Source organism: Cellvibrio sp. ATLC23 (genome assembly GCF_057196725.1).
Genome location: NZ_JBXUOS010000004.1, coordinates 277,113 through 290,241, shown reverse-complemented (window position 1 = coordinate 290,241; position 13,129 = coordinate 277,113). Strand labels below are relative to the sequence as shown.

Sequence of the window (13,129 nt, the reverse complement as noted above, 5' to 3'; positions counted from 1 at the left end):
CACTTTTATGGCGCTGACAGTTCCGCAAAAAGTACGCAATTTGTACTTGCGTTTTGATAAAAAAATTCTTAACACTTTGGGTGAAATCTACAGCGATGATATTCAATTTCGCGATCCCTTACATGCAATTAATGGCCTCAATAAACTCACTACTTATTATGCGGGCATGATGAGTAATTTAACGGAGTGTCGTTTTGAATTTCATCACTCCATGGAAATGACTGAACGCGGCGAAGCGGTATTGTTTTGGACTATGCATTATCGCCACGACAAATTGGCGGGCGGAGAGCTGTTGGAGTTGACTGGTAATACGCACCTATTATTCAACGATAAGGTCTATTATCACCGGGATTATTTTGATGCAGGATCTATGCTCTATGAGCATATTCCTCTAATGGGTTTTGCCATTCGCCAGATAAAGAAAAAAGTAGGCGCCAAATGACGGCATTAGTTTGGCTGCGCCATGATTTGCGTGTGCGTGATAATCCCGCGTTATTTAAAGCTGCCGAATTGGGGCAGGGAGTTGTAGCGGTTTATGTACACTGCGATGCCTACGTGCGCCTGCATACGATTGCACCAGCCCAGTTGGATTTTGTACGTCGTCATTTGCACATAATGGCAAAAGATTTGGCCGCGCTGAATATTCCATTGTTAATTATTCGCGTACAAAAGCCCGCTGAAGTAGCACCGGAATTATTGCGTCTTGCGCAGGTTGTCAAAGCCGAGTATTGCTATTTCAATGCGGAGTATCCGCTCAATGAATTAAATCGCGATCTCGCCGTCAACCAATTACTGCGGGATAACGGTATTTTGGTCAAGCGCTGTCATGATCGCTGTATTGTGCCACCGGGCATGATTCGCAATGGCCAGGGGGACCCTTATAAAGTATTTACTGCGTTCAAAAAGAAATGGTTGCAAACAGTGATGCCGGTGGCGATGCAACCATTGGCCGCGCCTGCTAAACAAGTGGCTCCTGCCAATCTGGCTTCTGCCTCGATTGATGAAATTGATCAATTATTTTCGGGTCACGAATTGCGCGATTTATCCGTGCTTTGGCCAGCTGGAGAAAATGAAGCTTATCGCCGTTTGGATAGGTTTATCGAAACATCGATTGCGCGCTACCAAGATCAGCGCGATTTTCCCGCTAATGATGGCACCTCCAGTTTATCCCCGTATTTTGCGGTTGGTTCATTATCGCCTCGCCAAGCCGTTGCTGCTGTGCTCGCTTACACCCATGGTGAGTGGGATGGTGGTGATGCCGGGGCAAACTGTTGGCTTAGTGAATTAATCTGGCGCGAGTTTTATCAGCATGTGGTGGTGGATTACCCCCAAGTGTGCAAGCGGAAAGCGATGCAAGCGCACACCGAGGCTTTTCCCTGGCGTTATGACAAAACCTTATTTGCTGCCTGGTGCGAAGGCAAAACGGGTATTCCGATTATTGATGCCGCGATGCGCCAATTGAATGCGACAGGTTGGATGCATAACCGATTGCGTATGGTTGTCGCGATGTTTTTAACCAAGAATTGCCAAATCGATTGGCGCTGGGGCGAAGACTATTTTATGTCGCAGCTGATCGATGGCGATTTTGCAGCCAACAATGGCGGTTGGCAGTGGAGTGCTTCCACGGGTACAGATGCCGCTCCTTACTTTCGAATATTTAATCCTCATAGTCAGTCTGAACGTTTTGATCCAAAAGGCGAATTTATTCGTAAATGGATTCCAGAGTTGGAGCATTTGTCGAACAAACAGATTCACAACCCGCCTGCATTGACTAATTACCCGCGCCCAATTGTCGATTTGAGTGCGAGCCGAAAAGAAACCATCGCGCTCTTTGCACAGTTGCCGCCAATAAAACATTAACCGAGCTAATGTATGACTACCCAATCCGCGCGTTACACAGTATTGATTACCGGCGCTTCCAGCGGGATTGGATATGAGTTGGCGCTGCGCTATTTAGAGCAGGGGGCAAGAGTGTTTGTGCTGGCGCGTTCCGAAAAGCCTCTAGCGCAATTGACGCAACAATTTCCAGAGCGCTGTGTGGCGGTGAGGGTTGATCTTTCCGATGCGGATGACAGCCAACGCGCAGGCGAGTGGATCAGTCAGCAGGTGCCATTTTTAGATCTTGCGATTTTAAATGCAGGTACTTGTGAATATGTAGATGTGAACCATCTGACGCGCGGACCGTTTGAGAAAGTAATGGCCATTAATTGGCAGGGCACAGTTAACAGCCTGTTGTTTTGTTTGCCCTTGCTGCGCAAAAAAATCCTGCATGATAAAAATTCATCGGCGCAGCCTGCGCAACTGGTCGGCATATCCAGCATGGCCAGTATTTTACCTATGCCGCGCTCACAAGCTTACGGTGCTTCCAAGGTGGCTGTGGAGTACTTATTTAATTCTCTGCGAGTCGATTTGGCTAATGAGCAGATTGATATCACCTTGGTGCGCCCAGGTTTTGTTAAGACTCCTCTAACCGAGCGCAACGATTTCCCCATGCCGTTTGCACAGACAACAGCAGAAGCTGCGATCCGTATTATGCGCGGCATTAATAAACGTCATTGGTTAGTGCAATTTCCTTGGCCTCTCGTGTGGCTAATGAATACTATCGCGTGCTTGCCATTGCGTGCACAGGTGTGGTTATTACAAAAAATATCGCGCAATTCCAAGGTTTAATTTGCTGTACCTTATCATTTAATTTATTTAATCAAGAGCTGATGCATGACAGTAGTTGCCCGAAAAAAAATTGCCATTATAGGTTCAGGAATCAGCGGGTTGCTGAGCGGGTACTTGTTGTCGCGCAGTCATGACGTGACAGTGTTTGAGGCGGGCAATGAGATTGGTGGCCATACGGCAACTAAAATTGTTGCCGCGCCTGAAGGTGCTTTGGCAGTCGATACCGGTTTTATTGTGTTTAATGACCGCACATATCCCAACTTTTTAAAGCTACTTGCCCAGTTGGGCGTTGCTTATCAGCCAACAGAAATGGGCTTTAGTGTTGCCTGCCAGCAAACCGGCTTTGAATACAGCGGCACATCGCTGAATGGAATTTTTTCGCAGCGGAAAAACATCTTCGATAGAAAACATTGGCGCATGTTAAAAGAAATTGTGCGATTTAATACGGATTGCACGCAACTCTATAAAGATAATGCAATTCCTGAAGCGCAAACACTTGGAGAATATTTAGAGCTACAGGGCTATAGCGAAAAATTTATCCGCTTTTATATCTTGCCGATGGTGTCCGCGATTTGGTCATCTCCCATGGATACAGCGGCAAATATGCCGTTGGTGTTTTTTATTCGCTTCTTTCATAACCACGGCTTGCTGACTGTTACACAGCAACCCCAGTGGTACACCATTAAAGGTGGTTCACATCAGTATCTGCAACCCTTGACCGAAAACTATAAAAATACAATTTATACCAATTGCCCGGTGCTTAATGTCAAACGCGATCCAGATGCTGTAGTCGTCACTACCGCTCGTTTTGGTGAACAGATATTCGATGAAGTCATTTTTGCGTGCCATAGCGATCAGGCGTTAAAGCTGCTGGTTGATCCCACCCCCGCAGAATATGACATTCTTTCCTCCATTCCCTATCAATCCAATCAAGTGGTATTGCATAGCGATATTCGCCTACTGCCACAGTTTCGCCGCTGTTGGGCAAGCTGGAACTATATGTTTTTAGCTGCGACTGACGTAGGGCATGTCAATGAAAATGCTGCCTTAACTTACAACATGAATATTTTGCAAAAGTTAAATTCGGCAACCACATTCTGTGTTTCGGTCAATGCAGGGGATGCAATTGATCCGGAAAAAATTTATGGCGAATATCAGTATAGTCACCCTATGTTCACCCCTGAGTCTGTTGCAGCGCAAGCGCGCTGGGCAGAAATAAGTGGGATGAATCACACACATTTTTGTGGTGCTTATTGGCGCAATGGTTTCCACGAAGATGGCGTAGTCTCCGCGATTCGTGTGGCAGAAATGCTCGGGGAAATCTGGTAGAGGATGGGGCAATATTGAATATCAGGTACTCGTATGCATAGTGCAATTTATCAGGGCAATTTGCGACACCGGCGCTTTTTTCCAAAGCGTCACGAGTTTACCTACGCATCAACTTTGTTTTATATCGATCTGGATGAGTTGCCGGATTTGTTCAAGGGGGTGACAGGCTGGTCATTGAATCGTGCAAACCTGGGTAGTTTTCGTCGCACCGATTTTCTGGGTGATCCGCTAGCACCCTTAAAGGATTCCGTTATTTCTGAGGTCAATAAACTATTGGCGCTGAGCAGTTTTGGCAATATTAGCTGCCCCGATGGTGCCGTGCGTATGCTGACTAATTTATGCATCTTCGGTTTTTGTTTTAATCCGGTAACCCTGTATTACTTGTTTAATAAAAATTCCGAACAGCCTGCAATGATTCTTGCTCAAGTGAATAATACGCCCTGGAATGAACGGCATACTTATCTTATTCATTGCAATGAGAAAACCGGTAAGGCAAATTCGCAATTTGATAAACAATTTCATGTGTCGCCATTTAATCCACTTGATATGGTTTATCACTGGATTAGTTCGGTACCGGCAGAGCATGTTCTTGTGCACATGGAAAACCATGTGAGTGTATCTGATCAATCTGCTTGCACTGAACAGCAATCAATTTGCCATATGGATGCAACTCTCACGCTCAAGCGTCAACCCTGGTCAAAGTCTACATTGCAAAAAATACTTTTATTGCAACCTTGGATGGCAATAAAAGTACCTGTTGCTATTTATTGGCAAGCGCTGCGTCTGTTTGTTAAAGGCGTACCTGTTTACACCCACCAAACCATAAACCCTTTGCCCGCTGCTACCAGCACTGAACTCAAAACGACAGGGGAATCATCGTGAAAACTACCAGTATCAGGCTGCTGCCAAAACATCGAGTGTCGTCGTTAAGCCGTAACCAAAGCATTGCGCGCTCAATGCTATTTAAATTGTTGCGCGGCCTGAAACAAGGTTGCTTGCGCATTCACGAACAAGGCGAACTGTATCGGTTTGGTCAGCTTGCTGATCACACCGATTTGGTGGCCGATATTTATGTGCACGATGCACAACTCTATTCGGATGTTATATTCGGTGGTTCAGTGGGCGCAGGTGAGGCTTACATGAGCGGTTATTGGAGTACACCCAATCTCACGCAGGTGACGCGGCTATTTGTGCGCAATATAGATGCGCTTGATGCAATGGATTCAAAACAATCTTTGGTTGGCCAATACTTGTTAAAAGTGTTTCATTGGTTTAATCGCAATACCAAAGAAGGATCGCGGAAAAATATTTCAGCCCACTACGATTTGGGCAACGATTTTTTTCGGTTGTTCCTCGACAGCACTATGATGTACTCAGCGGCCATTTATCCAACGCCGCAAGCGACATTGGCAGAAGCGTCAGTTTATAAATTGCAACGTGTATGCGAAAAATTACAATTGAATCCTAATGATCACTTGCTTGAAATAGGTACAGGTTGGGGCGGTATGGCTATTTATGCCGCTCAGCACTATGGTTGCCGTGTCACTACAACCACTATTTCTCGCGAGCAGCATGATTACGCGGTTGAAAAAGTGGCTGAAGCCGGGTTGAGTGACCGTGTTACGGTGCTGTTTGATGATTACCGTGATTTGCGTGGTCAATTCAGTAAATTGGTATCGATTGAAATGATTGAGGCCGTAGGGCACGAACATTACGACCAATACTTTTCTACTTGCTCCCGCTTGTTGGCGCCCAATGGCTTAATGTTGTTGCAGGCTATCACCATTGCTGATCAGCGCTATGACATGTCACGCAAGACGGTCGATTTTATTCAGCGGTACATTTTCCCCGGTGGTTCGCTTCCTTCTATTGCGGTGATTAGCGATGTTGCCAAACGCAAAACAGATATGAATATTGTGCACATAGAAGATATAGGCGAACACTATGCGCAGACGTTAAAACATTGGCGAGATGCGTTTCATAAAAAATTGGAGGCGGTAAGGGCGCAGGGGTTTGATGAACGTTTTATTCGTATGTGGGAGTTTTATCTCTGCTATTGCGAAGGCGGCTTTATTGAACGCAGTATTGGTACAGCACAAGTTTTATTGGCGAAGCCACAGTATCGCAATGGCTATTTCCAATGAAGCATAGAGCTTTGCTCTTAACTATCGCCAATGTTCTAGTGTTTCAAGCCGGTTGGCTTGTTTGTATTTTGTTCGGCAGTTTATGGGCCGCTGCGTTTACATTGTGCGCGCTGGTTTTGCATTTTGTTTTTTATACCCAGCGCCTGAAGGATACGGTTGCCGTGCTACTTGCAGTGGTTATAGGTCTTGTTCATGATCTGCTACTCCTACATACAGGTTCGATTTTGTTTGTAGAATCTGTTTATTTGCCGCCGTTGTGGTTGATGTGTCTATGGGTGCTGCTGGGGCTTACTCTTAATCATTCCCTGTCATGGATTTATTCGCGGCCTCTGTGGTCTGGCTTATTGGGAGCAATAGCAGCACCACTGAGTTATCTGGCAGGTGTAAAACTATCTTCAGCAGAATGGTCTAGCCCGATACTTGAAGTTGTTCCTATAATAGCGGCTCTGTGGTTAGTGATATTGCCACTGCATCGTTTGATTAGCTTGAGGGTTTTAACCTATGTCCAGCACAAAACCGCAAAATTGCCTGCGCCAAATTCTGATTGCTAGTCTTGGGCTGTGCAGTGTTCTTACCGGCATGTACAGTAGCGCAGTGATTGCTGAAGATAACTATGTTGTAGCGGGTAGCGCATACAATCTTGAAAATAACCAGCTGATCTATCGCGAGCTCTACACTGCACTGGATGAAAATAAATCGGTTCGGGTAGATTACGTGACCCCTGCAGGAAGCACTTTTGCATCCAAAACCTTGGTTTACCAAGGAGAACCTTTTCAGCCCAGTTTTAATTTTGAAGATACACGGGATAACGAATTCACATCGGCCCACTTTCAAGGTGCCCGTTTAGTGCTTACCCATGGCATGGGTAGCAGCCAAAATGAAAAAGTGATTTACGATAATGCACGTATGGTTATTGATGCGGGCTTTGATGCGTACATTCAGCTGAATTGGAATAAGTTGGTTGCAGGTAAACGGTTGAAATTTGATTTTGCTATGCCGACTCGGTTAAGCAGTCTGCAACTGGAAGTGCGCAAAATTAAGGGTACTGAATCGCCAATATACGATGCAAATTTTGGCCGCGATTGGATTTATTTTCGAATCGCACCCGCTAAGGCATTCATTTCACTTTTTGCCGATCCTATCAATCTTGCTTATGATCCTAATGGTAAATACTTGATGCGTTTTCATGGCCGCTCGAATATCGATGATGATCGCGGTGGTCCACAGGATGTGCGTATCGAGTATGAATATGTAAATTAAGGCAATGTGCGCGAGCAATACCCCTATTGCTTGCGCGATTCTTTCCTAAATGTATATTGTTATGCGCTTGGGGATGTGCTTGATAAATAAGAGCACCAATCGCTCCAGCTTCCGGGATAGAGCTTGGCTTTTATGCCACTCATTTCTAATGACAAGATATTCACACAGGCTGTGACACCTGAACCGCAATACACCACCAGATTATCTCGCTCAGTTAAATCATTCCATCTTTGTAGCTGTGCTTCAGTGGATTTAATAAACCCCTTTTCATCAGTCGCTTCTTGCCAAAAATAATTCAGTGCACCGGGAATGTGGCCAGCAATCGGGTCTATAGGTTCTTCTTCGCCGCGATAGCGTTTGGCTTCGCGGGAATCGATCAGGGTAAAGTGTGAGCCTGCCTGTAAAATGTCTTCGCGATTTACAATCCAATCCTTTTGTAGTGTGGCTTTAAAATTTCCGCTTTTTATTGCAGGTTCACGTCTATCTAAGCCGCCGCCACTTGCAATCCAGCCAGCGAAACCACCATCGAGGATGAGTACCTGTTGAAGCCCCAAAAAGCGAAGTAACCACCATGCATGCGCGGCGTAACCCATACGTGAATCATCGTAAACCACTATCGTGGATTGCTGATTAACACCTGTGGTACGCAATTTTTTACTGAGTGTTTCTGTATCGGGTAACGGGTGACGGCCACCATGAGTGGCAACCGCACTGGAGAGATCTTTTTCCAAATCCAGAAAATAGGCTCCTGGAATATGCCCGGTTCGGTACTGCTCCTGACCTTGAGTTTTGTTCATCAAGTTAAAACGGCAATCAAAAATCACAACCTTGCCCAGTTGCTTTTTGAGTTGTTCGCTGGTGATAAAGTGATTCATGGGAGTGATGTGCGCTTATGAAACGTGAATGTCAAAAGAGTGGCGCCATAATCGCATCATCTGGGGACCTTGGGAAGGGTGATATCTGAGCGCTTTGTGTGTTTTTTGTAATGTGCGTGCGCCATGCGTTAAAGATTTTGCCAAGGCTCGGGGATTTTACCTTCGAGTTGATAGGCGAAAGCAATAATATAAGCTACCGCAATATAGAGTGCCTCAGGGATTTCATCGCCTAATTCCAGGGTCACGAGCAGATCAACCAATGCTGCGTTATCGCACAGTGGAACATCGTGCTCTTGTGCAATCGCAATAATTTGTTCAGCAACTGCGCCGGTACCTTTGGCGCTTACGTGTGGGGCGCTCTTGCCATCGTAATAAAGTGCAACGGCTTTTTGTAATTGTTGTGTGGAGTAGTGTGATGTCATTGCGCTTCCTCAGGTTTTAATGTCGACCAGTGAATAACTAAATGACATTTTCGGCTTGGGGGGTAGGCCGGGCATACATTGCATTTGCGTAACCTGAATACCTTCGCGCTCTAATTGTGTTTTCAGCAAGTCTGTTTTATTTTTTGCTTCGATTAAGGTGTTTTCATTTTCTGCCCAAAATTTTGCCGATAGGCTTTCACCCACTAACGAAAGCTGCGCATAAAATTGTCCCACTAATGGCAAATCAAAGCTAAGCATGACATTCCATTGGCGCACCCGTGCGCTGCCTTTTTCCGCATCCTCATCTTGCTCTTCAATCCATTGCTGCTCCAATTGAATGTGGAGTGGGTGAACGTCCTGTCCTTGGCGTACGGGAATTTCAAATTGCCATGATTGTGTAGGTTGTGCCTGATCTGCCTGCGCTAATTGGTGATTCAGTGTGTGCACTTGCTGCAATTGAATTTTAGCGATGCTGCCCAGCGTGTGTTGATGCATTAGCATCACCAATTGCGTGCGCAATTGTTTTTGGCTGAGTTCACCGTGTTGTTTGTTGCTGAGCATACCTAAAAATTGGGGCAGGGCGATTGCTAATAGATTTTTATTGAACTCGGTTGTTAGCGGTGAGCCTGGTTGTGTTGGTTTGGTTGCCCCCAGTTCGGTATCGAGTTGGCGTAGGAGCCCTAAGAGCGCGCCTTTTAGATCTTGCGCTGCTATTTTTTCTACAGGGTGTTGGTGAGTTAGGCTGGTTTTTTGTGTCGCGGCAGCTGGGTTGTTTGGGTTTAATAGTGCTGCTTTGAGATTGGATGAGGTACTCAATGGATTTATAGCGGCGGATTTTTTTTCGGGCAATAGTGTGCCGCTGGTTGAAGTTGATGATGCATCGGCAGTTTGCTGACCCGTGACTAGCTGCGCTAATTTTTGTTCGAAACTTTGCCCGTTATTTTTGAGTGTCATCTCTACTAATTTGGGATTAGTAAGCTGATCAGATAAACGAATATGGTTAGCCAGAGTTTTCAGTGACTGTTGCACTTGGCTCGAAAGCCATTCTTTTCGCTCGGCAATAGGTAGCTGTTGTATAAATTGAGTGATTTTCGGCAGGCTTGCCAGCAAATCCTGCCCCTTATCTTTTTGCGGCAATAAGCGGCGCAAGGTTTCACCAATCGCCTCGGTGGTTTTGATAGTCGCTAATTTTTGTGGTTCAAGATTGGGCTGCAAGGTTTTACTGGTGAACTCCCTGTTTAGTAGTGCGCTGCTGGTTAACTGTGTAGTTGTTGTGTTATTGATGTTAATAGCTTGTATGGCGGGAGGGATGTTAGCTGTTGCTGAGGTTTGTGAGTTATTCGTTTGCATTAACGTATTGAATACTGCGATTTCTGCTTTTGTTAATACTTGCAATAATTGCAGCCGCTGTCCTTCACCTAATTGCATCAATAATGTTTGGCCAGCTTGTATGGGTTGAGTGGTGTAAGTAAGCAGATTTGTTGTTGCCGCACTGGGCGATGTCATTGCGTTTGGTGTGACGGCAGCAGCAGCGGGAGTGTTGACGGAAAGAGCGACTAGCTTAATGCCGGGTGTTTGTGCGAGTTTCTTTTGCGTCTCTAATTCACTAATTAATGCTTTGATGGCAGGCGCCGCTGAATTTTTATTGAGCTGCGCTAAATGAGTTTCAATCGATTTAATCAATTGCGCGCGCTCTTCCGGCGTTGCTTGGGTTACTTTTTGCACATCTGCTAAAAAATGACTGCCAACTTTTAGGCCGAGCGCTTTTGTGATCGCCATTATTTTTTCGATCTGCGCGCGCTGGTGATTTTGTACCAGCTTGTCGGTGATGGAACCTAGCTCCATGACATATCCCAAATGGATTTTAATCTGATCAAAAATGTAAATTGGGGTGCTTTGGCGATGTGCAGGTCGTTATAATCGCCTACAGTGAACAGCCGCTGTGCAGAGTATAGCGGCTGAAAAGATGTTTCCTGTAGATACCATACACGCCAAGGCAAATAATAAGCATGACCGATTCGGTAACCAAGGTGAAAACTCCACTACTTGAACTGCGTAAACTTGGCTGCGAGCGGGACGAGCGCTTGCTATTTGCAGAGTTGGATTTACAGCTCTACCCAGGTGATGTGGTGCAAATCGGCGGCCCTAACGGCGCAGGTAAAACAACTTTATTACGCGCTCTTGCGGGTATCAGCACGGATTATCTCGGTCAAATCCTTTACGCTAATCGAGGTTTGCCTGAGGCAGCTTGGGAGTTTGCCGGCGACAGCCTTTACTTAGGACATTTACCTGGTATCAAAAAAGCCTTAACACCGGCGGAAAACCTGGCGTGGTATCGAGCCCAGAGCGGTGCGGCAATTGCCGTTAATGACGCATTAGCGGCTGTTGGCCTCTATGGCTACGAAGACACCCCATGCTACCAACTATCCGCAGGGCAGTTGCGCCGGGTTGCATTGGCAAGGTTGCATCTGAGCCGCGCCCGCATCTGGATTCTGGACGAGCCCTTCACCGCGATCGACAAGTTGGGCGTAAGCCAGTTGGAGACGCTAATCGCCCAGCAGTCAGCCAAGGGCGGAGTGGTGATTCTGACCTCGCATCAGGATCTAACCCTGCCGCAGTTGCGTATGGTGAATTTGCAAGATTATCAGCCCGCTCGTGCAGGGGATAAAACCAACCATAATCTTGGTGGTCTGACGAGCGACGGGGCGTATCATGGCTGATCAGTATCCGGCAGTAAGTTTGTGGGGGGGATTTATCGCCAGTTTCCGCCGCGATATGTTAATCGCGGCGCGTCATAAGGCCGAGCTCACCAATCCCCTGGTGTTTTTCCTCATCGCCGTAACCTTGATTCCATTAGGGGTAAGTCCGGAAAAATCAGTTCTGGCATTACTGGCACCGGGAATTGTTTGGGTAATGGCGCTGCTGGCAACTTTGTTATCGCTCGATGGATTGTTTCGCAGCGACTACGACGACGGCTCCCTGGAGCAAATGTTGATTAGCCCGCAATCACTGTACTTTACGGTGATGGCCAAGGTGTCGGTGCATTGGCTGGTCTCGGGTTTGCCAGTTACCTTGCTCGCGCCTCTACTGGGTTTGATGTTGAGTTTGCCAGGAGAAGGTTATCTTCCATTGCTGGCATCATTGGCATTGGGTACGGCATCGATGAGTTTGATCGGTGCTGTGGGTGCTGCTTTGACAGTTTCGCTGCGTAAGGGCGGTTTGTTGTTGTCCTTGATTGTCATGCCGCTGTATATTCCGGTACTGATTTTTGGTGCAAGTGCGGTGCAATCTGCAGTACAGGGCGGCACAATGGGTATGCAACTGGCTGTGCTTGGTGCATTTTTGGCGCTGGCAATAGTACTTGCCCCCATAGCAGCGCTGGGCGCGTTGCGAATAAGTACAAATGGTTAACTAATAATAACGATCAGCTAAACAGCGATAAGGTCTCTTACTATGGCATGGCAATGGTTTCATCGATTAGGCTCTCCCCGTTGGTTTTACGAAAAAACAACCGTTTGGTTGCCTTGGTTGGCCACACTCAGCATTGCGCTTTTGCTGACTGGTGCTGTGTGGGGATTGGCATTTGCTCCCGCTGACTATAAGCAAGGCAATAGTTACCGCATCATTTATATTCACGTTCCGGCAGCATTCTTGGCCTTGGCGGGTTATTACATTATGGCTATTTCCGGTGCCGTCGGCCTTATCTGGAAAATGAAATTGCCCTTTATGGTGATGAAATCCGCAGCACCTATTGGTGCTTTACTGACGTTTGTGTCGCTGGTGACGGGTTCAATTTGGGGCAAACCTACCTGGGGTACCTGGTGGGAGTGGGATGCACGTATCACCTCCATGTTAATTTTATTTTTTCTCTATCTAGGCATGATTGCTTTACAGCAAGCATTTACCCATCGCGATACCGCCGATAAAGCCAGTGCAGTCTTGGCCTTGGTAGGCATGGTGAATATTCCAATCATTTACAAATCGGTCGATTGGTGGAACACGCTGCATCAGCCTGCAACGATTAAATTCACCAGTAAATCCAGTATTGACCCCTCTATGCTTTACCCGCTGTTAATCATGGTGATTGGTTTTTACCTGTTTTATGCCTTGGTATTGTTGCTCAATACTCGGCTTGAAGTGCTGCGCCGCGAAAGTCGCACCCAATGGGTTAGTGATCTCGTGAGTGCAACCAATAAGAGGACGTGATAATGAAATTCCAGTTTGAAACAATTGCTGATTTTATCGCTATGAACGGCCACGGCCCTTACGTTTGGGCTTCTTATGCAATTACTTTTGCGGTGCTGATTTTTTTGTTGATCAGCCCACTGTTGCAGAAAAAAGCTTTTCTCAAACAGCAACAAAAATTGCAAAAATTAGCGCAAGCTAATCCAGCAGCAGATCAATCTGTTGAATAAATTAATCCGTATTA

Annotated in this window: 15 protein-coding genes; 12 read left to right on the top strand and 3 right to left on the bottom strand. The window is 46.3% G+C overall.

Going from position 1 to position 13,129, the window contains the following annotated elements:
• Positions 1-7 precede the first annotated feature (7 nt).
• Genes AC2CG4_RS09015 through AC2CG4_RS08980 form a run of 8 tightly spaced genes read left to right on the top strand, consistent with a single transcriptional unit; the run spans position 8 to position 7,403 of the window.
• A complete protein-coding gene (locus tag AC2CG4_RS09015) occupies positions 8-442 on the top strand; it encodes a nuclear transport factor 2 family protein (RefSeq protein ID WP_484485941.1) in 435 nt (144 codons plus the stop codon).
• Positions 439-1,860 carry a cryptochrome/photolyase family protein gene (locus AC2CG4_RS09010; RefSeq protein ID WP_484485940.1) on the top strand — a complete coding sequence of 474 codons (1,422 nt, stop codon included), beginning with the start codon at positions 439-441 and terminating at the stop codon, positions 1,858-1,860. Before AC2CG4_RS09015 ends, AC2CG4_RS09010 begins: the two co-directional genes overlap by 4 nt.
• A 12-nt stretch (positions 1,861-1,872) precedes the next feature.
• Positions 1,873-2,670: an SDR family NAD(P)-dependent oxidoreductase gene (locus AC2CG4_RS09005; protein ID WP_484485939.1), complete on the top strand. Its 798-nt coding sequence runs from the start codon at positions 1,873-1,875 to the stop codon at positions 2,668-2,670.
• Positions 2,671-2,715: 45 nt separating this feature from the next.
• On the top strand, positions 2,716-3,999 hold the full coding sequence (locus AC2CG4_RS09000) for an NAD(P)/FAD-dependent oxidoreductase (RefSeq protein WP_484485938.1): 1,284 nt from the start codon (positions 2,716-2,718) through the stop codon (positions 3,997-3,999).
• Positions 4,000-4,032: 33 nt separating this feature from the next.
• Positions 4,033-4,881 carry a DUF1365 domain-containing protein gene (locus AC2CG4_RS08995; protein WP_484485937.1) on the top strand — a complete coding sequence of 283 codons (849 nt, stop codon included), beginning with the start codon at positions 4,033-4,035 and terminating at the stop codon, positions 4,879-4,881.
• Complete coding sequence (locus AC2CG4_RS08990; protein WP_484485936.1) at positions 4,878-6,143, top strand: class I SAM-dependent methyltransferase; 1,266 nt, start codon at positions 4,878-4,880, stop codon at positions 6,141-6,143. Before AC2CG4_RS08995 ends, AC2CG4_RS08990 begins: the two co-directional genes overlap by 4 nt.
• 11 nt (positions 6,144-6,154) lie before the next feature.
• Complete coding sequence (locus AC2CG4_RS08985; protein ID WP_484485935.1) at positions 6,155-6,694, top strand: DUF2878 domain-containing protein; 540 nt, start codon at positions 6,155-6,157, stop codon at positions 6,692-6,694.
• Positions 6,645-7,403: a hypothetical protein gene (locus AC2CG4_RS08980; RefSeq protein WP_484485934.1), complete on the top strand. Its 759-nt coding sequence runs from the start codon at positions 6,645-6,647 to the stop codon at positions 7,401-7,403. Before AC2CG4_RS08985 ends, AC2CG4_RS08980 begins: the two co-directional genes overlap by 50 nt.
• 59 nt (positions 7,404-7,462) lie before the next feature.
• On the opposite strand, the gene AC2CG4_RS08975 is transcribed toward AC2CG4_RS08980, so the two are convergent.
• The 3 genes from AC2CG4_RS08975 to AC2CG4_RS08965 form a co-directional block, all read right to left on the bottom strand.
• Positions 7,463-8,278 carry a sulfurtransferase gene (locus AC2CG4_RS08975; RefSeq protein ID WP_484485933.1) on the bottom strand — a complete coding sequence of 272 codons (816 nt, stop codon included), beginning with the start codon at positions 8,276-8,278 and terminating at the stop codon, positions 7,463-7,465.
• 128 nt (positions 8,279-8,406) lie between these two features.
• A complete protein-coding gene (locus AC2CG4_RS08970; RefSeq protein WP_484485932.1) occupies positions 8,407-8,700 on the bottom strand; it encodes an EscU/YscU/HrcU family type III secretion system export apparatus switch protein in 294 nt (97 codons plus the stop codon).
• A 9-nt stretch (positions 8,701-8,709) separates the two neighbouring features.
• Positions 8,710-10,545 carry a flagellar hook-length control protein FliK gene (locus AC2CG4_RS08965; protein ID WP_484485931.1) on the bottom strand — a complete coding sequence of 612 codons (1,836 nt, stop codon included), beginning with the start codon at positions 10,543-10,545 and terminating at the stop codon, positions 8,710-8,712.
• 164 nt (positions 10,546-10,709) lie between these two features.
• On the opposite strand from AC2CG4_RS08965, the gene ccmA reads away from it, so the two are divergent.
• The 4 genes from ccmA to ccmD are packed head-to-tail and all read left to right on the top strand — an operon-like array spanning position 10,710 to position 13,115.
• Positions 10,710-11,420: a cytochrome c biogenesis heme-transporting ATPase CcmA gene (gene ccmA / locus AC2CG4_RS08960; RefSeq protein ID WP_484485930.1), complete on the top strand. Its 711-nt coding sequence runs from the start codon at positions 10,710-10,712 to the stop codon at positions 11,418-11,420.
• Positions 11,413-12,111 carry a heme exporter protein CcmB gene (ccmB, locus tag AC2CG4_RS08955; protein ID WP_484485929.1) on the top strand — a complete coding sequence of 233 codons (699 nt, stop codon included), beginning with the start codon at positions 11,413-11,415 and terminating at the stop codon, positions 12,109-12,111. The genes ccmA and ccmB overlap by 8 nt, the downstream gene beginning before the upstream one ends.
• A 42-nt stretch (positions 12,112-12,153) precedes the next feature.
• Positions 12,154-12,906 carry a heme ABC transporter permease gene (locus AC2CG4_RS08950; protein ID WP_484485928.1) on the top strand — a complete coding sequence of 251 codons (753 nt, stop codon included), beginning with the start codon at positions 12,154-12,156 and terminating at the stop codon, positions 12,904-12,906.
• Between the two features lie 2 nt (positions 12,907-12,908).
• Complete coding sequence (ccmD, locus tag AC2CG4_RS08945; RefSeq protein ID WP_484485927.1) at positions 12,909-13,115, top strand: heme exporter protein CcmD; 207 nt, start codon at positions 12,909-12,911, stop codon at positions 13,113-13,115.
• The last annotated feature ends 14 nt before the right edge of the window (positions 13,116-13,129 follow it).